This window comes from Rhizomicrobium sp., from assembly GCF_056722145.1.
This window is the reverse complement of the sequence record NZ_JBWZET010000267.1, coordinates 1-19,447: the sequence shown is the minus strand read 5'-3', so window position 1 is coordinate 19,447 and position 19,447 is coordinate 1. Positions and strand designations below refer to the sequence as shown.

General features: G+C 64.7%; 19 protein-coding genes and 1 pseudogene. 8 read left to right on the top strand and 12 right to left on the bottom strand.

Annotation, left to right across the window (positions count from 1 at the left end; genetic code table 11):
- The coding region (gene infC / locus AC1P6P_RS14150; protein WP_481403088.1) for a translation initiation factor IF-3 at positions 1–416 on the bottom strand (416 nt) is incomplete at its 3' end.
- A 150-nt stretch (positions 417–566) separates the two neighbouring features.
- Entirely contained in the window at positions 567–2,552 is a 1,986-nt protein-coding gene (gene thrS / locus AC1P6P_RS14145) for a threonine--tRNA ligase (protein ID WP_481403087.1), read from the bottom strand.
- Positions 2,553–2,700: 148 nt separating this feature from the next.
- Here thrS and AC1P6P_RS14140 point away from each other — a divergent pair, with 148 nt between their 5' ends.
- The gene (locus AC1P6P_RS14140) at positions 2,701–4,299 is read left to right on the top strand and encodes a hypothetical protein (protein ID WP_481403086.1); all 1,599 of its coding nucleotides are present in this window, start codon (positions 2,701–2,703) and stop codon (positions 4,297–4,299) included.
- 11 nt (positions 4,300–4,310) lie between these two features.
- Here the strand turns inward: AC1P6P_RS14140 and AC1P6P_RS14135 are convergent, their stop codons facing one another.
- From AC1P6P_RS14135 to AC1P6P_RS14120, 4 genes are all read right to left on the bottom strand, one after another.
- Positions 4,311–4,499 carry a helix-turn-helix transcriptional regulator gene (locus AC1P6P_RS14135; protein WP_481403085.1) on the bottom strand — a complete coding sequence of 63 codons (189 nt, stop codon included), beginning with the start codon at positions 4,497–4,499 and terminating at the stop codon, positions 4,311–4,313.
- On the bottom strand, positions 4,493–5,080 hold the full coding sequence (locus tag AC1P6P_RS14130) for a hypothetical protein (protein ID WP_481403084.1): 588 nt from the start codon (positions 5,078–5,080) through the stop codon (positions 4,493–4,495). Before AC1P6P_RS14130 ends, AC1P6P_RS14135 begins: the two co-directional genes overlap by 7 nt.
- A 124-nt stretch (positions 5,081–5,204) precedes the next feature.
- Complete coding sequence (locus AC1P6P_RS14125; protein WP_481403083.1) at positions 5,205–6,062, bottom strand: hypothetical protein; 858 nt, start codon at positions 6,060–6,062, stop codon at positions 5,205–5,207.
- A 159-nt stretch (positions 6,063–6,221) separates the two neighbouring features.
- Complete coding sequence (locus AC1P6P_RS14120; protein WP_481403082.1) at positions 6,222–7,007, bottom strand: hypothetical protein; 786 nt, start codon at positions 7,005–7,007, stop codon at positions 6,222–6,224.
- 306 nt (positions 7,008–7,313) lie between these two features.
- Here AC1P6P_RS14120 and AC1P6P_RS14115 point away from each other — a divergent pair, with 306 nt between their 5' ends.
- From AC1P6P_RS14115 to AC1P6P_RS14090, 6 genes are all read left to right on the top strand, one after another.
- Positions 7,314–9,047, top strand: a complete 1,734-nt coding sequence (locus tag AC1P6P_RS14115; RefSeq protein WP_481403081.1) for a methyl-accepting chemotaxis protein — start codon at positions 7,314–7,316, stop codon at positions 9,045–9,047.
- Between the two features lie 70 nt (positions 9,048–9,117).
- Entirely contained in the window at positions 9,118–10,839 is a 1,722-nt protein-coding gene (locus tag AC1P6P_RS14110) for a methyl-accepting chemotaxis protein (protein ID WP_481403080.1), read from the top strand.
- 90 nt (positions 10,840–10,929) lie between these two features.
- Positions 10,930–11,685 (top strand): SDR family oxidoreductase, encoded by a 756-nt coding sequence (locus tag AC1P6P_RS14105; protein ID WP_481403079.1) that lies wholly within the window; start codon positions 10,930–10,932, stop codon positions 11,683–11,685.
- A gap of 79 nt (positions 11,686–11,764) precedes the next feature.
- Positions 11,765–12,019: a DUF3297 family protein gene (locus tag AC1P6P_RS14100; RefSeq protein ID WP_481403078.1), complete on the top strand. Its 255-nt coding sequence runs from the start codon at positions 11,765–11,767 to the stop codon at positions 12,017–12,019.
- 213 nt (positions 12,020–12,232) lie between these two features.
- Positions 12,233–12,565, top strand: coding sequence for a UrcA family protein (locus AC1P6P_RS14095; protein ID WP_481403077.1), 333 nt, complete (start codon positions 12,233–12,235; stop codon positions 12,563–12,565).
- Between the two features lie 191 nt (positions 12,566–12,756).
- Positions 12,757–13,092 carry a UrcA family protein gene (locus AC1P6P_RS14090; protein ID WP_481403076.1) on the top strand — a complete coding sequence of 112 codons (336 nt, stop codon included), beginning with the start codon at positions 12,757–12,759 and terminating at the stop codon, positions 13,090–13,092.
- A gap of 12 nt (positions 13,093–13,104) precedes the next feature.
- On the opposite strand, the gene AC1P6P_RS14085 is transcribed toward AC1P6P_RS14090, so the two are convergent.
- Positions 13,105–15,000, bottom strand: coding sequence for a winged helix-turn-helix domain-containing protein (locus AC1P6P_RS14085; protein WP_481403075.1), 1,896 nt, complete (start codon positions 14,998–15,000; stop codon positions 13,105–13,107).
- Between the two features lie 148 nt (positions 15,001–15,148).
- Here AC1P6P_RS14085 and AC1P6P_RS14080 point away from each other — a divergent pair, with 148 nt between their 5' ends.
- A complete protein-coding gene (locus AC1P6P_RS14080; protein WP_481403074.1) occupies positions 15,149–15,979 on the top strand; it encodes a hypothetical protein in 831 nt (276 codons plus the stop codon).
- 46 nt (positions 15,980–16,025) lie between these two features.
- Here AC1P6P_RS14080 and AC1P6P_RS14075 read toward each other — a convergent pair whose 3' ends face one another.
- From AC1P6P_RS14075 to groES, 5 genes and pseudogenes are all read right to left on the bottom strand, one after another.
- On the bottom strand, positions 16,026–16,313 hold the full coding sequence (locus AC1P6P_RS14075; protein ID WP_481403089.1) for a DUF2442 domain-containing protein: 288 nt from the start codon (positions 16,311–16,313) through the stop codon (positions 16,026–16,028).
- 144 nt (positions 16,314–16,457) lie between these two features.
- Positions 16,458–16,559 (bottom strand): annotated as a pseudogene (locus AC1P6P_RS14070) (hypothetical protein); the annotation flags it as partial.
- Positions 16,560–16,600: 41 nt separating this feature from the next.
- On the bottom strand, positions 16,601–16,888 hold the full coding sequence (locus AC1P6P_RS14065) for a ribbon-helix-helix domain-containing protein (RefSeq protein ID WP_481403073.1): 288 nt from the start codon (positions 16,886–16,888) through the stop codon (positions 16,601–16,603).
- A gap of 95 nt (positions 16,889–16,983) precedes the next feature.
- Complete coding sequence (gene groL / locus AC1P6P_RS14060) at positions 16,984–18,621, bottom strand: chaperonin GroEL (protein WP_481403072.1); 1,638 nt, start codon at positions 18,619–18,621, stop codon at positions 16,984–16,986.
- Between the two features lie 116 nt (positions 18,622–18,737).
- Positions 18,738–19,037, bottom strand: a complete 300-nt coding sequence (gene groES / locus AC1P6P_RS14055) for a co-chaperone GroES (RefSeq protein WP_481403071.1) — start codon at positions 19,035–19,037, stop codon at positions 18,738–18,740.
- Between the last annotated feature and the right edge of the window lie 410 nt (positions 19,038–19,447).

Here is a 19,447-nt window from a genome sequence, read left to right as displayed (position 1 = left end):
CCGTCGTCGAAGAAGCGGCGCATCGCCTTCATCTTGACGTCGTAATCGTGGTCGTCGATCGTCGGGCGCATCTTGATCTCTTTGATCTCGATGACCTTCTGCTTCTTGCGGGCTTCGGCAGCCTTCTTCTGCTGCTCGTATTTGTATTTGCCGTAGTCCATCAGCTTGACGACGGGCGGCTTAGCTTCGGGAGAAACCTCGACCAGGTCGAGTCCCTTTTCCTCCGCGATCGCACGGCCCTCGTCGGTGCCGATCTCGCCGTACTTGTGGCCGTCGTCGCCGATCAAGAGGATGGTTCGCGAGAAAATTTCCTCGTTGATGCGGGGACCGTCTTTGGTTGGTGCGCGTTCCTGCGCGGAAAACCTTCTAGGCGGGGCTATGACTTTCTCTCCATTGTTATGCCCAAACGCCGGCATCGTTTCGCGGGGTTTGGCCTGCCTCGCGAAACGTGGTCCGTCTTATGCGCGCAGGGCAAATCCTCCCAAGCCGGCCCGGTCGGGCCGCTGACTGGCACAGAATAGGAATGCCAAACCTTTTCGCAAGGGTTAATCGGCCACAGCGGGCCACTATTCCGTAACGTCCTTGCGGGTCTCGGCCTCTCCCTTGATACGCGAAATGAAGGTTTCCAGGGGCATCGGCCCGAGGTCTTTGCCCGAGCGCAGGCGGACGGAAACCTTGCCTTCGGCCGCTTCGCGCTCGCCAACCACCAGCATGTACGGGATTTTTTGGAGCTGGGCGTCGCGGATCTTCTTCTGCATCCGTTCCGAGGTGAAATCGGCGTCGACCCTGAGCCCGGCGGTGCCGTTGGTGACCGGGGTCTCGAACAGGGCCTGGCGGACCTTGACGGCGTAGTCGGTTACCTTCTCGGAAATGGGAATAATTCGCGCCTGGATCGGGGCCAGCCAGGTCGGGAAGGCGCCGGCATAATGCTCGATCAGGAAGGCGGTGAAGCGCTCATGGGTGCCGAGCGGGGCGCGATGGATGACATAGACCGGCTGCTCGCTGCCGTCCTCGCTGATATAGGTGAGGCCGAATGTCTGGGTCGCGAGGAAGTCGAGCTGGTTGGTGGAGATGGTGTACTCGGTGCCGATCACCGACTTGATCTCGAAGTCGATCTTGGGGCCGTAGAACGCCGCCTCGCCCGAGACTTCCTTGAAGGGATAGCCGGACTCGACCATCGCTTCCTTGATGATGTCGAGGGCGGCGAGCCACTTTTCCGGCTGGTCGACGTACTTGTCGAGCTTCTTCATGTCGGGCAGCGACAGCCGCATGTAGTAGTCTTTGATGTTCATCAGGTCGTAGTAGCGCGCGTGCAGGCGCATCACCTTGATGAACTCTTCCTTGGCCTGGTCATGGCGGCAGTAGATGTGGGCGTCGTTCATGCAGAAGCCGCGCACCCGCATCAGGCCGGTGAGCCCGCCCGAGGCTTCGTAGCGATAGTCCTGGCCGTATTCGGCGATGCGCAGCGGCATCTCGCGATAGGAATGCCGCGTCGCCAGATAGATCATGTGGTGATGCGGGCAGTTCATCGGCCGCAGGTAATAATTCTCGCCGTCGATATCGAGCGGCGAATACATGCTGTCCTTGTAATAGGGCAGGTGCCGCGAGCGCAGATACAGCGCCTCTTTGGTGATGTGCGGAGTGGCGACGCGGACGTAGCCGTCCTTGCGCTCTTCCTGCAGCGCCAGGAATTCGAGTTCCTGACGGATCACCATGCCGTTCGGCATCCACAAGGGCAGGCCGGCGCCGATGTCGGGCGAGAAGGTGAACAGCTCCATTTCCTTGCCGATGCGGCGATGGTCGCGCTTTTCGGCCTCTTCGAGGCGATGGAGGTATTCGCCGAGTTCCTTGGTATCGCGCCAGGCGGTGCCGTAGATGCGCTGCAGCTGCGCGTTCTTGGCGTCGCCGCGCCAGTAGGCGCCCGCGATCTTGGTCAGCTTGAAGGCGTCGCCGACTTTGCCGGTGGAGGCGAAGTGGGGGCCGCGGCAGAGGTCGTGCCAGTCGCCATGCCAGTAAAGCGAAACGTCCTCGCCTTGCGGAATGCTCTCGATCAGCTCGGCCTTGTAGTTCTCGCCGATCTCCTTGAAGTGGGCGATGGCCTTGTCGCGCGGCCACACCTCGCGCCGCGTCGGCAGATCGGCCTTCACGATCTCGTGCATCTTGGCTTCGATCCTGGCGAGATCGTCGGGCGTGAACGGCGTGTCGCGGGCGAAGTCGTAATAGAAGCCGTCTTCGATCGACGGGCCGATCGTCACCTGGGTGCCGGGAAACAGTTCCTGCACCGCCATCGCCATGACGTGGCTGGCATCGTGACGGATCAGCGCCAGCGATTCCGCGTCCTTCTTGGTGATGATGCGGATGTTCGCGTCGTGATTGATCGGGCGGAACAGATCGTATTCCTCGCCGTCGACGGTGAGGATCAGCGCTGCCTTGGCCAGACCCGGTCCGATCGAGGCCGCGATGTCGCCGCCGGTAACACCCTTCGGAAACGTCAGCGTCTTGCCATCGGGCAGGGTGATGACGATATGATCGGCAGAGGCTGGCGCGGACACGGAGGCTGCTCCTTAAAAAGGCGGCGCGACCATCTGCCAGCGGGCGGCGAACGTCAAGTTTTGTGCCGCAGGGCCCAGCGGAAATGCCGTATTGGGACCGTTAAAGAGCTGGTGTTAAGGTCACCGTCGAAAGGGCCTGTGGCGCGTGTTGAGTGGACGGAAATCGCGGCGACTTGTCGCTCTGGCGTGCGTTGTATGCGCGCCGGCGGCATTCGCTGACGAGTCCGAGGTCGTCGCGCCGGTCCCGGTCGGTTCGGTGGAAGTCAGCCAGCTGCCCGATATCGCGCCCGACGGCGTCAGTCTGGTGCCCTCGCTCAATCTGAGCTTGCCGCCCGGAGTGGTGACGGCAAACGCGCGTAACAAGCAAGGCAAGCGCCCGCCGGTGGCGCCGCGCAACGCGTTCGCCGGTTCGGTGGTGCTGAAACAGGGCCCGGCAACGCTCGACCTCAAGGTGCCGGTCAACGATCTCGCCAGCGGCGCGGTGCTCAATCTCAATCTGCCCGATGCTGCCGTGAAGGCGCAGGCGACCGCCAGCGTCGGCAAGGAAGATGGACAGACCACGTTCTGGCACAAGGACGTCGCCGGTGTTGAAGCGCAGCTCTCCGGGCCGCTTGGAACCGCGGTGAATGTCTCCGGCGAAAACCGCCTCGCGCTCACCTATCGCGCGCCGGAAAGCGTCGGCGCGGCGGACCAGGCGGCGCACGTCGTCAGGACCCAGAGCGAAGTGGCGCATGGCCGCCTCACCGTGCCGGTGGCGCCGCTGCAGGTGACTGTCGGCGCCGACAGTTCGACCGATCGCACCCAGCAAGGCGCGCCGGGCAACAGTTCGAGTTTCATGCAGTCTGCGGTACGTACCGACGATCACACCGCGTTCGTCAGCGTCGATTGGCAGCCGCTGGCCGGCGTCAAGCTGCAGGGCGGCACCCAGGCGCGCGTGGTTGGCATCAGCTGGCAGGACGCTCATGCCAGCACCTATCACACCGTCAATCCCAACCTGACCGCGACGGTGACGCCGTTCACCGACACCACTGTGACCGCCAAGATCGAGCAGACGGTGGCGCCTTACGATGCGGCGGCGTTCGCCAGTTATGCCAGCGCCGAGAAGAAGCCCGATGCCAGCGGCTTCGAACCCGATCACGCCTGGCAGGTGGAAACCAAGGTCCAGCAGAAGCTGGGGCCGGCCAATGTCACCGCGACCTACACCACCGCGCACCAGGGCACGGTCACCGAATTCGCGGCCGTGGGCGGCGTGCAGGCGCCGGCCACCGCGACGCTGCTCGGTCGTGACAGCCTGGCGGTGGCGGTGCAGGTGCCGCTGTCGGTGGTCGGCCTGCCGCACACCGATCTGTCGAGCGAAGCGCACTGGCAAGCCTCGCGCGTGGTCGATCCGGTGACGTTCGAAACCCGGGCCGCTTCGGGCGAGACCCAGCAGAAGCTTTCGCTCAAGCTGGCGCATCGTCTGCCCACGGACAATCTCAGCATCGGCCTCACCGGCGAATTCGCCGGCCAGCGTACCGCCTATCAGGTGAGCGAAACCTCGACCACGGCGCCGAGCGGCTCGGTGGGCGCGTTCCTGTCCTATAAGCCCGGCGCCTACGAGGTCGATTTCAACGTCAATGGCCTTTACGGCGGCACCACGCGCGACGACTTTTACCAGGGTCTGCGCGGCTCCTCGAAGTTCAGCCATTCCATCCTGCAGGACAATTCCGGCCCGTCGCTGAAGCTGTCGCTGAAGAAGCCGCTGTGAGTCCGCCTGCCTTAAGGCGTGAACAGGTCCTCGATCCTGAGGCGGAACACTTTGGCGATGGTGAAGGCGAGCGGCAGGCTGGGATCGTAGCGCCCGGTCTCGATCGCGTTCACCGTCTGGCGCGAGACGTTGAGCTTGTCGGCGAGATCGGCCTGGCTCCAGCCGCGCTCGGCGCGCAGCTCGCGCAGCTTGTTCAGCATGACGACCGGCTGGAGAAGATGAAAATGCCCATGCGGGCGATGAACAGCACCGTCGCGAACAGCGCCACTTCCCACCACGGCGTCGCGAATCCCGCCGCGGTCATGATCGCAGCAAACACGGCAGTGCCGACGGCGACATAGACCAGCGTCACTGCTACGCTGCGCAAGGCCGCGGCGCCGCGCCCTTCCGAAAGCTTGTCTTTCCAGCCGAGATACAGCGCCGCCGCCGCCCAGCTCAGCATCATCACCATCATGGCGTGGAAAAAGGCGAGGTGCGGGGCACCGATGTCTTCGAGAAATCCCCACGACGTGGCGACGACGGCCGTGACGCCGGCGCTGAAGGCCAGCGCTTCCAGAAGCTGCAGCCGGTGATATTCGTCCATCCGCCGGTAGTAGCGCAGGACCGCCAGCGCACACAGCAGCACCGGCAGGATCGGCGACACCAGAATCGCATCGCGCAGCGCCGGATCGGAAACCTCAGGCAGCAGCAGCTTGCGCCCGGCCAGGGCGGCGATGAACAGGATCATGGCGGCGTTGAATTCGATGAAATAGCGGCGCGGGGCGCGCGAAACCGGAGACATCGTGATCCTCCATGTAAAGTACGCTTTACATAGCCAGAGGCAGTTGCCGTGTCAAGCGTCCTTTACATCGTGGTGCAAAAAACAAGGCCCCGGATCGCGCCGGGGCCTTGCCGTAAAGCTTGCCTCAGCGGCGCAGCAGCACTTCGATGGTGACGTGATAGCCCTCGGTCGAGCGGCAACGCATGTACAGCTTGGAAATGTTGCGCCGGTCGCCGGGCAGGTCGTAGACCGCGACGCGGCCGCGTTCGAGCAGGCGCCCGTCAGCGAGCTTGGCCTTGCTGCCGTCGTCGAATGTCGCGACGATGCTCATGCATTGCGCGTCGGTCTCGACCGGACGCAGGCCGATGCGTTCGACATGACGGCCGGCCCAGCCGGTGAAGTTACTTTCCTTGTCGTTGCGCCCTTCGAACGACATGCTGCCGAGAACCGACCAGTCGCCGCCGGGACCGCCCATTCCGCCGGGGCCACCCATGCCGCCGGGACCGCGCATGCCGCCCGGGCCGTGCATATCGCCCATCGAGCCGGGACCATGCATGTCGCCGCCGCCGATCAGGCCGGACCAGCGCCGGTCCCAATTGCGGTCCTGGCGCCACTCATCGCGGAAGTGGCCGACGTCGCCCTCGATCGAGATGCGGCCGCCACGGAATTCATCCGAGCGGCAGGTGAAATTGATGCTTGAGACGCGGCGGGCGCGGCCGCGAAGGTCGACATCGACCGGCCGGTGCTCGTCGAGTTTGCCCGAGAACACGTTCTGGCGTTCGCCGTTCTCGAATTGCACCACGACGGCGCGACAGAAAATGTCGCTGCGACTGGCGGTGAGGCGCAGGCTTTCGAGCCGGCCACCGAATTCGGTGTAGGCGGTGTCCATGTCGGCGCGGTAGCCGACGTCCACGGCGCCCAGGCGGACGAAATCGGCCGCCGCCGGGCTAGCGAATGTCGCCGCCAGCGCCGCCGCCCCAAGCAGCGCGTTCAATGTCTTCATGGTCTTCCCTCCAAGTATGGTGTGCGAGTCGTGTTGTAACGGATTGTATTGTTGAGAATGTTTATGATCGTCGCAATCACCTATTTTGCATCTGCGTGTCGCATGCAAAAAGAAAGGGCCCAGAGTCGCCTCTGAGCCCCGTCTTCCCCGCGTTAAGGCTCAGCTGCGGGCCAAAATTTCGATGGTCACGTCGCGGTCGCCGACGGCGCGGCAGGTAAGGTCGACGCTGCGCAGATTGCGGTCGCCGCCGGGCAGATCGATTTCGGTCAGGTGTCCGCGCGCCAGCACGTCGCGGCGATCGATGGCGAGGTCGCGGCTCTGGCCGTTGTCGAACTTGGCCGACACCCGCATGCAGCGCGCGTCGTTGTCGACCGGTCGCAACGCAATGCGGTCGACGTTCTTGCCGTGCCAGCCGGCGAAGCTGGTCTCGGAATCGTGGCGGCCTTGGAAGTTCTCGCGGCCAATGGTGACCCAGCCGTGATCGTGATCGTTCATGCCGGTGCGTTGCTCGAAATTGCGCGCCACCCGGCTCGCCCAGTCCTTGCTTTTCTCCCACGCCTGATGGAAGCGGCCGATATCGGCGCCCACCACCAGCACGCCGCCGCGCGGGTCGGAGGCGGCGCAGTTCATGCTCAGCCGGCTGATGCGGCGATCGCCACCGGTCACGTCGGCATTGACCGGCTGGTCGCGCTCGAGCTTGCCCGTATAGACTTGCTGGTGATCGCCGTTCTGGTATTCGACGCCGATCGAGCGGCACCACAGGTCCGAGCCGCGGGCGGTAAAGCGCAGCCGTTCGACCGGGCCGCCGAACTGCGAATAGCTGGATTCGCGGTCGCGGTGATGGTCGATGTGGACATCGCTCAGCTTGACCCATTGCCCGTCGGCTGGGGCGGCAGCAGCCAGCGCGACCAGCGCCGTCATGCCCAGGAATGCGGTTCTCAGCATCCGTTTATCTCCGTTCATCGCCCAGGGCAGCAAACCGCCACGAGCGCGTTGCAAGGAAAAAACGGGTGCGGCAAGGGTTGGCTCCGATTCACACCGGTGAATTTCCTGGGGCAGACGGCCGCTTTCCCGCCGTGATTGCGCCGTCTACCGCGTCATGAATGGTCTGTTTACGGATGGTATCGCAACCATGGCGCAATGGCTGCTGTTGCAACTACGTACAAGCCCTATCCGCATTCCGCGCCGCAATTCAGGTTTGTGTAAGGGCTGCAGTCCACTGTGATTGGCGAAACTGCGGACACACCTGACATGACGGGTATCAAGTCGATCTCGGGCAAGGCGCTGGCGTTGGTCGTTGCCTTGATCGCGCTCAGCGTCGCCGCGACAACAGTGTTTCTGCTCAATCATTTCGGCACCGTGCTGGGCACCGAGCGGCTGGCGCAGAATCTCGCCGCGGCCGAGACCATGATCAACCCCGCCGGCGCGCCCTACAGCGTCGAGGACGGCAAGCTCAAGATCGGCACCCGCACGGTCAACGGCGACAACAGCGGCGTCGATGCGGTGTCGGCGGCGTTTGGCGGTGTCGCCACCATTTTCATGGGCGACGAGCGCATCGCGACCACGGTGAAGAAGGACGACGGCACCCGCGCTCTCGGCACCAAGCTGGCGGCGGGCCCGGTCTATGATGCGGTGCTCGGCGGCGGCCAGCAGTATCTCGGCGCCGCCAAGATTCTCGGCGACGACTACGTCACCGCCTATCGCCCGATCAAGGATGCCTCCGGGCGCACCATCGGTATTCTGTTCGTCGGCTTCCAGAAATCCGCCTTCAACGCCCAGTTCACGCGCGCCGTGGAGGTCGCGGTGATTGCCGGCATCGTGCTGGCGCTGGTGTGCGGCGGTATCGGCTGGTTCGTGTTCTCGCGCCTGTTCGCGCCGTTCCGGCCGCTGTCGAAGCTGATGGAAGAGGCGCGCGCCGGCCGCTATTCCGACCACGTTCCCTATACCGAGCGCAGCGACGAATTCGGCGAACTGGCCCGCGTCATCGAGCTGTTCAACAAATCGGTCGCCGAGCGCCGGGCGCAGCGCGCTGCCGCCGTCGAGCAGGTGGTGTCCACCATCGGCGAAGCGCTGGCCTCGCTGTCGCGCCGCGACCTCAGCTATCGCCTCACCAAGGACGTGCCGCCGGAATACCTGGTGCTGAAGGAGAACTTCAATCACGCCGCCGAGCAGCTCGAAGCGGCGATGCGCGATATCCACCGCCGGGCCGGCGAGTTCGCGACGTCGTCGGGCGAGATTCACGGCGCCTCGCAGCAGATGGCGCAACGCACCGAACGCGAAGCCGCCGCGCTGGAACAGACTTCGGCCGCGGTCAGCGAGCTCGGCAATGCGGTGCGCCGTTCCGCCGAAGGCGCGCGCGAGGCCAATTCCGCCGCCGCCCTCGCCAAATCGGATGCGAGCGAAGGCAGCGAGACGGCGCGCGAAGCGGTGACCGCGATCCGCGCCATTGCCCAGTCCTCCGGCGAGATCACCCAGATCATCGGCGTCATCAACGAGATCGCGTTCCAGACCAATCTCTTGGCGCTGAATGCCGGCGTCGAAGCGGCGCGGGCGGGCGATGCGGGCCGCGGCTTTGCGGTGGTGGCAAGCGAGGTGCGCTCGTTGGCGCAGCGCTCCGGCGAGGCGGCCAAGCAGATCCGTCAGATCATCACCAAAAGCGAAGAGCAGGTCGACAGCGGCGTCAGGCTGGTGGAAGCCAGCGGCACCGCCTTCGGCAAGATCGTCAGCGAGATCGGCGGCATTTACGACCTCGTCACCACCATTTCGGCGACCCAGGATCATCAGGCTTCGGCGCTGAAGGAGATCGACACCGCCATTCACGAACTCGACCAGACCACCCAGCAGAATGCGGCGATGGCCGAGGAAAGCTGCGCCGCCGCCGACGGCATGGCCGGGTATGCGCGCGAACTGGAAGGCTGCGTCGGCCAGTTCCGCATCGCCGACGGGGCGCCGCAGGCCCCGGTTCGCGCCGTTCGCGCCGCCTGAACGGTCTCGCGGATTTTTAGAATTCAGAAACAACCCCGGGGTATGTTGCCGATGAACCCGGGGGGGTGCGATGTCGTTTTCACAGATCAGTAAGCTTTCGACCAAGGCGATCATCCTGGTGGTCGCCATCACCGTCATTGCGGTCGCCGCGACGACGGCGTTCCTCATCGCCCATTTTGCGCAGGTCCTCGGTCCCGACCGCCTGAAGCAGAACGTGGCGGCGGCGGAGATGATCCTCAATCCGAACCGCGACGCCTACAGCGTTTCGGGCGACACGCTCTACGCCGGCCGGCGCGCCCTCAACGGCGACGAAGCGGGCGTCGATGCGGTGGCCTCGGCATTCGGCGGCGTTGCCACGGTGTTCCTCGGCGACAAGCGCATCGCGACCAACATCAAGGACGACGACGGCCATCGTGCGGTCGGCACGACTTTGGCGCCCGGCACCGTCTATGACCGCGTGCTGCGGGACGGTGAAGAGTATCTCGGCTCGGCCACCATTCTCGGCAAGGAGTATGTGACCGCCTATCGCCCGATCAAGGACGCCACCGGCACCACCATCGGCATCCTGTTCGTCGGCATCGATCGCGATGAGTTCAACAAGGAATTCGTCTCGGCCCTGTGGCTGTCGGCGCTGGCGGCGCTGGTGCTGATCGTGCTGTGCGGCGGGGCAGGAGCCTACGTATTCTTCAAGCTGTTTGCGCCGTTCGAGCCGCTCGGCAAGGCGATGGAAGACGTGATGCACGGCCGTGCGACGGCGGAGCTGCCGTTCCGCGACCGCGCCGACGAATTCGGCACCCTGGCGCAAGTGATCGAAAAGCTGCAGGCCTGCATGCGCGAACGCGAACTTGAGCGCAGCGGCATCGAGAAGATCCTCGCCTGTTTCGGCGGTGCCTTGGAAGCCTTGTCGCGGCGCGACCTCACCTATCGCCTCACCAGCGAGGTGCCCGCCGAATATCGCCTGTTGCAGAACAATTTCAATGCCACGCTGGCGCAGCTCGAAGCTTCGATGAAGGACATCGACGGCGGCGCCTCCGACATCGCCTCCAGTGCCGGCGAGATTCATGCGGCGGCGCGCGAGATGGCCAGCCGCACCGAACGCGAGGCGGCGGCGCTCGAAGAGACCTCGGCGGCGGTGAACCAGTTGATGTCCGCCGTCACCAAGTCGGAAGACGGCGCCAAACAGGCCAATGATGCGGCCGGCGAAGCACAAAACCGCGCCGTGGAAGGTTGCGATGTCGCCAAGAATGCGGTCGACGCCATCCGCGCCATCGCCCAGTCGTCGAGCGAAATCACCCAGATCATCGGCGTCATCAACGAGATCGCGTTCCAGACCAATCTCTTGGCGCTCAATGCCGGCGTCGAAGCGGCGCGCGCCGGTGATGCGGGCCGCGGCTTTGCCGTGGTGGCGAGCGAAGTGAGGGCCCTGGCGCAGCGCTCCAGCGAGGCCGCCAAGCAGATCCGCGATCTCATTTCCCACAGCGAGACGCAGGTGGAAAACGGCGTCCGGCTGGTCGAGGAAAGCGGTACCGCGTTCGACAAGATCGTCAACGAGATCGCGACCATCTATGTCCTGGTGACGACGATCGCCGATTCGCAGCGCCAGCAGGCCAGCGCCTTGCGCGAAATCGAGACCGCGGTGGAACAGCTCGATCGCACCACCCAGCAGAACGCCGCCATGGCGGAGGAAAGCTGCGCCGCTTGCGACACCATGGCCGATCACGCCCGCGACCTCACCAAACGCGTCGGCCAATTCAAGCTTGCCGCGAACGGCCGGCTGGTGCGCGCAGCCTGACGCGAGTGACAGCGTCGTGATGACTCCGCTCTGGCCAATTTCCGGCGGGAGCGATAAACCGGCATTGTCCTTCTGCCGGAGATGCCTCACATGGCCAAGTATTCGCGAATTGCCGTCGTTACGGGTGCAACGTCCGGGATCGGCGAGGCGACGGTCCGCCGCTTTGCCGCCGAAGGCATCGCGGTGGTCGGCAACGGGCGTACCGGCCAGAAGCTGGTCGATCTCGAAAAGGATTTGTGGCCGCTGTTTCGCGGCGTCGCCGGCGATGCCTCCAAGCCCGAGGTGATCGAGGAACTGTTCGCCAGCGCCGAAGCTGCCTTCGGGCCCGCCGATATCGTGGTGGCCAATGCCGGCCGCGGCCTCGGCGGCAGCGTTGCCACCGGCGACACCACCCGCCTCGCCGAGATTTTCGAACTCAACGTCATGGGCGCGCTCGGTTTGATGCGGGCGGCGGCGACGCGCATGGTGCCGCGCCAGGAAAAAGGCTATCCCGCCAGCGCCCAGGACATCGTTGTCATCGGCTCTGTGGTCGGCCGCAACATTTCGCCGTTCAGCGCGCTCTACGGCTCGACCAAGCATGCCGTGCATTCGCTGGCGGAGGCGCTGCGGCGCGAGATCGGCCCCAAGGGCGTTCGCGTCACGCTGGTGGAGCCGGGCTTCGTCCTCTCCGGCTTCCAGGACGGCGCCGGCTATTCCACCGAGATGGTGGACGGCATCAAGGCGAAACTCGGGCCGTTGCTCGATGGCGCCGACATTGCCGACGCCATTCATTATATCGTCAGCCGCCCGCCGCACGTCCATGTCGGCGATATCGTGATCCGCCCGACGCGGCAGGACTATCCGTAGCGCCGGGCCGGGATTGGGCGCTTGGCTAAGACGGCCGAATAGCCTATCACCCCGCACCGGAAATTCGAGGGGCCCATCCATGACCGATCTGCCCGATCGCCTGAGCGCCAATCCCAAGAGCCCGTTCTACAACGAGGCCCTTTTGGAAGCCGGCGTCGGCATCAAGTTCAACGGTGCCGAGAAGACCAACGTCGAGGAGTATTGCGTCAGCGAGGGCTGGATTCGCGTCGTAGCCGGCAAGAGCGTCGACCGCCATGGCAATCCGATGACGATCAAGCTCAAGGGCACGGTCGAGCCCTATGAGAAGACACCGCCGGCGGCGCCGAGCGAGTGACGATTCAGTCATCAGGCGGAAATGAGGCCGGGCTCGTCCCGGCCTTTTTGTTGGGCTGAGAAATTGTTTTGAATGCATGCAAACTGCGCCGATCACGCAGGCGTGAGCCGTCACGCTACTGTGAAAATAAACATGCGGTAGTAGAAAAATAAAACATTGAAGGGCGACGGGGCAGGGCCATTTCACGGGAGTACCTCATCCCAGGAGCCCCCAATGATCCGTTCCTTCCATATTGCAGGTGCCGCGTTGGCCGCGTTGATCGCGGCTTCTGCCGCCTCGGCCGATCCGGCGATGGATTACGTCGTGCATCGCGTCAACGTTGCTTATGGCGATCTCGATTTGTCGACGGCCGGTGGCCGCGCCGCGCTTCAGGCCCGCGTCGATGCCGCGGCGGCGCAGGCGTGCGGCGGCAGTGCCAAGTTTGCCTCCACCTACCGCGATGCGCCGCTGTTTCATGAACAGGCTTTCCAGCGCTGCCGCAATGAGGCGCGCCACGAAGCGGTCACAATTCTTGAGCGGCACGGCGTCCACGTCGCGCTGCGCTGAACCGCCCGGCAACGGCGAACCTTCAGGGGCCCCGCGAGGGGTCCCTTTTTTTATGTCCATTCCGCAATGTCATGGGCCGCAAATCGGCGTCATCGGCAAATCATCGGCTCCAGACCATGGCCGCGCGCGCCGTCATCGACCATCACAACGGCGTGCGGCCTTCACGGCCGTCCCTGTGATGGAGCTTTCCGATGAAGACCCTTATCGCCTCTGCTGCGTTCGTTTTGCTGATGGCCCCGGCGCTTGCCGGCAGCGTTGCCGTCACCGGTCTGGTGCCGACTCTCGGCGACGACCAGATCCTGAAGCGCGTGATGGTGAAATTCGACGATCTCAACCCCGCCGACAGCCATGGTGCCGCCACGCTCTATGAGCGCCTCAATGCCGCCGCGCTCAAGCTGTGCACCTCCAATCCGGGTGGCACCGGGCCGCTTCTGGCCACCAAGGTCGACAAGTGCCGCGTCAAGGCGCTGAAGCAGGCCGTCAAGGATGTCGGCACTGACGAACTCGCGGCGGCGGCCGCGAAATGATCCCCACGGACCTTAGTTGCCCCTACCCTTAAGGTCCGGGCACGGCGCTACGGTTTCGCTTCGGCAGAAATCGGGCGCCGTGTGGGTTTTCCAATAGGCGACGAGGCCGAGTCGTTCGGCCAGCGCCACGAAGCGTTGGTCGCGCCTCAGCGCCGCGGTGGCAGGGTGCAGCAGCACGCCGGCATCCGGCCGCGCCCGATCTTCGGGGGCGAAAAAGGCCGCGTCGGTGAGCGCATAGGCGGCATCGACCTCGCCGATTCGCGCCAGGATTTCGATCGCAGTGCTGGCGGCGAGATGGTGGGTGGCGGTGGCGGCCAGGATGGCGCCGCGGGCCGCGCTGCGCGTTTCGGGCGTGGGATGTTCGAGCGCCTTCAGGCCGGCGTCGATGGCGGCGAAGAAATCCGGTTCGAGCGGCTGGCTGCGGCCGTCATTAAGCACGGCGCGCGCCGTGTGCGGATCGCCATAGCTCTCGATGCCGAGGCGCGTACTCCAGATGGTGGGATTGGTCGGCCAGCGCGTCGTGGCGCGGGCGATGGTGAGCCGCGCCCGGGCCAGATCGCCGACAATCGCCTGGGCCCCGGCAAGGCCGGCATTCTTGCGCGGCGACAGCGGATCGATGACGACGGCGCGCTCGTGCAGCGGCACCGCATCGTGATTGCGGCCGACATCGTCAAGCAGCGCGGCGAGGTTGGAGTTCAGCGTCGGCTCGTCGGGGGCGACCGCCAGCCCTTGCCGGAGCAGCTTTTCCTGCTCGCCGAAATCGCGCGCCGGTGCCAGCGCCGCCAGCGCCAGATAGGCTTCGCCGTTGTTGGGATTGAGCGCCAGGGCGCGGTCGGCTTCGGCTTTGGCTTCGGCGCGCAAGCCGGCGACGTCGGCGGGCTCGGCATATTGCAGCAGCGTCGCCGCCGACCACGCCAGTCCGGAATGGCCGAGGCTGAAATCGGGAGCGTGCGCCACCACCACTCGCATCTGGTCGTGGCGCTGCATGGTGGCGGTGTGTCCGCCTTCGCGGGCGAATTCCTTGGCCTTCAGATAGGCGGCGATGGCGGCATCGTCCTTCACTTCGGCCGCCGCGAGCGCCCCTGTGATCTCGTCGACGACCCGCGCCGCGACCAGCGGCTCGAGCGCCACCGGATCGATGCCGCCCGCTTCAAAGGTGCCGGTCCACAAGGTGACATGGCTGGAGGCGCGGTCGAGATGGACGATGACGCGTAAACCGGCTTGGGTGTGCTGCACGGTGCCGTCGAGGATGAAATCGGCGCCGAGTTTCTCAGCCGCCGCATCGCGTCCTTGGCCGCGCAGACTGGCGATCTCGCCCTCCGCCACGGCCTGGACCTGATTTTCGTTGAGAACGCCGACGATCTGCTCGGCCACCGCGGCGCCGAACACGCGCGCATCCTCGCCGCGCCCGAGCGGCTGCAGCGGCAGCACCGCGACGCGATTGAGCGGCACCGGCGGGATCAGCCAGAGCGCGGCCGACAGCACCGCGGCCACGAGGAGGAGTGCCGCCAGCGCCCACCGCCACCAGCCGCGCGCCGGCGGTTGGCGTGAAACAGGAGCGGTTGCCGGGGTGGCGTCCGCGGCCGGCGCTTCGATCGGCCTCAGCCGGTAACCAACCCGCGGAATGGTTTCGATGGTGAAGCCGCCTTCGGCCTCGCTGAGGCGCCTGAGGCGGGCGATGCAACGGTTAATAGCATCGTCGCCGACGCTGCGCCCGTCCCAGCACTGGGCGATGAGGTCGTCGCGCGAGACGACATCGCCGCGCCGCCGCGCCAGCGCCACGAACACCTGCATGATGCGCGGTTCGAGGGTTTCGCCATTGGCCTGCAGCGTCGGTGGATCGACGCGCAGCGCCCCGAGGACAAAGCCCTCGGCCTTCGCCAGATCGATCGCGCCCAAGTCCGCCACAGAGCCACCTTCCGCCACAGCTTATGCCCCGCGACTATGGCCCGGAAATGACGCGCCGCCGGCGGCGTTCTAGCGCAGGTAGGAAGATCTAGCGCCGCGGTTGTACCATTTCGCGGCCGGAGCCATGCTGGGTCGGGAGGTGGCGGCGATGCGGTTTTGGCTGAAATGGGGCACATGGGTGCTGGCGGCGATGGCGCCGGCGTGGGCGAACGATGCCGATCCGCGGCCGCTCACCACCGCAGAAACGCAGCAGTTTCTGCCGGTGATTTGCCCCAAGGTGATCGGCCACGATCAGAAAATGGTGCTATGTGACCACCTCGTCGGCCTGCCGGGCGACCAGGGTAAACGTCTCGGCATCTATCTGTCGGCGGTGGCATATGGCGATTTCCGCGGCACCGGCCGGGAGCAGGCCTATGTCAGCTATGACGGCGATTTCGAGCCGCACGCGACCAATTTCGGCGGCGGCATCTTGTTCCAGCGCCGCGGCGCCGGCTGGACCGTGGCGGGATGGTATTCCGGCGGCCAGATGGACGAATGCGTGGCGCTGCCGCTGGCGCGCGTCCAACGCCTGCTGTGCCTCGCGGGTTATTCCGGTTCCGGCGAGTTCGACAGCTCGGTGTGGCTGCGGACCGTGCCCCGCCCCGAGGACGCCCAACGGCACGCCGACCCGGCGGTCTTGAAGGCGCAGGATGATCGCGAAAGCGGCTTCGACGAGGACCTCGGCAACTACCAGTGCACGCTGCCGCATCCGCCCGGTCGTGCCATCTTGTTATCGATCGAGAAGCTGCGCCGTTCGTCGGTGCCAGGGATCCTCGCTGAGGCCGACATCACCTCCGCCAAGCCCGCCGACGTCGCCCGCGCCTGCCGCAAGAAACACTTTGCCGAAGTGCATGTGACCCGCGCGGTGGTGCAGTTCAAGCTGGCGGGGAACGCCGTGCAAGTCGTGGCCCCGGAGAAATTCACCAACACCGACTATTGAAGGCAGCGGAATCTGCCGCGACGGGCGAAGTCCGGCGGGATGGGGCTTAGGCGCGGGCGGCCGTCGTGTGCTGCAACAGCCCGGCTTTCGCCATCTCGGCATAGAGGGCGTTGGGCGCCAGATCGTACCCGTTCGGCCAAGTCAGGGCGCCGAACTCGATGAAGACGCGGGCGAAGTAGGCCGGATCGCGCAACGGCTCCACCATCGGCCCGCCTTCGGCGACGCCGCCGCCAAAATCCCGCTCGCCGCTGCTGCCGTCCGAAAAGTGAACGCGCAGCCGGTAGCCGCCAAGCGGCTCGACCGTTTTCACCTTGATCAGCGACAGGTCATTCATCGGGAACGTCGCCCGGTTCGAACAATTTCGCGATGTCGCGGGCGCCATGTGCAATTCGCACAATGACGATTTGATGGGAAGTGCTTTGTAGTAGATCGCATAAGGCTGATGAAACACGACCCTCAGTCCAGGGCGTATGTGGCCGCGGGGCGCACCGGAATTGGGGAAGGAACGAAGCGGCGCGAAATGACGCTGCAGAGCGCACACGAATTTGTTTGCCACCTCCTTTGATGCATCGGCGGCAATGGTGTCCCATATGTCGGCGAGGTCGTCTTCGGCCGCGTCGGTCAGGTGGACTTCGACCGGTTCCTTAATCGTTGTTCCCCCCGCTTGATAATTCGTTCGGCGTCGAACGGCTTCGTGCGTCCTTCCGCGAGATCTTTCAGTCCCTTGTCGATGTCCGCCCTGAGTGCCGCCAACTCCTGCATCTGGATGGCGCGCTTCATTTTCCACTCGCGAAGCGCCTCGCGGATCACTTCGCTCGACGAGGCATAGTCGCCCCCGTCCACGGCTTCCCGCACGGTCGCAGCCATCTCGGCAGGCAGGGTAATAGTCAGGCGTTCGATCTCAGACATTATCATACTTTATCATACTTTAGCCGCGCTGCAACCCAAACAAAAACCCCCGGGATTGCTCCCGGGGGGTTCGCATTCCGACTGGATGGCAGGACTTAGAAGTCCATGTCGCCCATGCCGCCACCGGGCATGGCCGGGGCAGCGCTTTCCTTCTTCGGACGGTCGGCGATCATCGCTTCGGTGGTGACCAGGAGGGCCGCGACCGAGGCGGCGTTCTGGATCGCGATGCGCACGACCTTGGTCGGGTCGACGATGCCGGCTTCGATCAGATCGACGTATTCTTCGGACTGGGCATTGTAGCCGAAGTTCGCGTTCTTCTGGTCGAGCAGCTTGCCGACGACGATCGAGGCTTCGACGCCCGCGTTCTCGACGATCTGACGGATCGGGGCCTGGATCGCCTTGCGCACGATCGCGATGCCGACGTTCTGGTCATCGTTATCGCCGGTGAGGTCCTTGAGGCCCTTGGTGGTGTAGAGCAGTGCGGTGCCGCCGCCGGGGACGATGCCTTCTTCCACGGCCGCCTTGGTCGCGTTGAGGGCGTCGTCGACGCGGTCCTTCTTCTCTTTCACTTCCACTTCGGTGGCGCCACCGACGCGGATCACGGCAACGCCGCCGGCCAGCTTGGCCAGACGTTCCTGCAGCTTTTCCTTGTCGTAGTCCGACGTGGTCTCTTCGATCTGCGCCTTGATCTGCGCGACGCGGGCCTGGATGTCCTTCTTGGCGCCCGAGCCGTCGATGATCGTGGTGTCGTCCTTGGTGATGCGGACTTTCTTCGCCGTGCCGAGCATGTTCAGCTTGACGTTCTCAAGCTTGATGCCGAGGTCTTCGCTGATCACCTGACCGTTGGTGACGATGGCGATGTCTTCCAGCATGGCCTTGCGGCGATCGCCGAAGCCCGGTGCCTTCACGGCCGCAACCTTGAGGCCGCCGCGCAGCTTGTTGACGACGAGAGTCGCCAGCGCTTCGCCTTCGACTTCCTCGGCGATGATGAGCAGCGGACGGCCCGACTGCACGATCGCCTCGAGAACCGGCAGCAGGTCCTTCAGCGAACCCAGCTTCTTCTCGTGGATGAGGATGTACGGCTCTTCGAGCTCGGCCACCATCTTCTCGGCGTTGGTGACGAAGTACGGGCTGATGTAGCCGCGGTCGAACTGCATGCCTTCGACGACTTCGAGCTCGGTGTCGAGGCTTTTGGCTTCTTCAACCGTGATGACGCCTTCGTTGCCGACCTTGGCCATCGCTTCGGCGATCATCTTGCCGACGGCGACGTCGCCATTGGCCGAAATGGTGCCGACCTGGGCGATCTCGTCGTTCGACTTGATCTTCTTGGAGCGCTTCTTGAGGTCCGCGACGACGACTTCGACGGCCTTCTCGATGCCGCGCTTGAGGTCCATCGGGTTCATGCCGGCGGCAACCGACTTGGCGCCTTCGCGCACGATGGCGCGGGCCAGGACGGTGGCGGTGGTGGTGCCGTCGCCGGCCGCGTCATTGGTCTTGGAGGCGACTTCGCGCACCATCTGGGCGCCCATGTTCTCGAACTTGTCGCCGAGCTCGACTTCCTTGGCGACGGTAACGCCGTCCTTGGTGGTCCGCGGGGCGCCGAAGCTCTTGTCGATCACGACATTGCGGCCCTTGGGGCCGAGAGTCACCTGCACCGCATCGGCGAGGATGTCGACGCCGCGGAGCATCTTCTCGCGGGCATCGGCGCCGAACTTTACGTCTTTTGCAGCCATAGCTGTTGTTCTCCGGAATTGGGAATTGGGTTGGGAGAGCGTGAGTAGTGAGTAGTGAGTAGTGAGACGTGCCGGTGGCGCCGTGTGATCGCTACTCGCTATTCCCTATTCACTACTCACTTCTTCTTCTTCTCGACGATGCCCATGATGTCGGACTCCTTCATGATCAGGAGTTCGTCGCCATCGATCTTGACCTCGGTGCCGCTCCACTTGCCGAACAGCACGAAATCGCCGGCCTTCACTTCGGGAGCGACGCGCTTGCCGCTGTCGTCGAGGGCGCCGGGGCCGACGGCGATGACTTCGCCTTCCTGCGGCTTTTCCTGCGCGGTGTCGGGGATGATGATGCCGCCGGCGGTCTTCTGGTCTTCTTTGACGCGGCGAACGACGACGCGGTCACCTAACGGACGAAATGCCATTGGGGATTGCCTCCTCAATAAAATGTTGAACTCGATCAAGTGCTTGGGTTTACGCTTGGTCTTCCGACACAAACCTGGCAGCACTCTCGCACCGGGAGTGCTAGCCGTTGCTCGGGGATATAAGTCCGAGTCCGCCCAAGGTCAAGGAAAAGGACGGTTTGTCGCACATCCTCGGCGGCGTCAGCGGCGGTGCCAGAGCGGCGGACTTTGATGTGAGATCGCCACCAACCCAACACTGTCATCGCCCGCTACTGCGGGCGATCCAGGTCAAATCTGTCGCGATCTTAGGGGCTGTGCCAGATGACACCTCGGTGGCCCGCAGTCGCGGGCCATGACACCGAGGGGCGTAGGACGATCAAGGGATTCCGGCCGAACGTCCGATGCTCTAGGCGCCACGCTTCGCGTTGGAG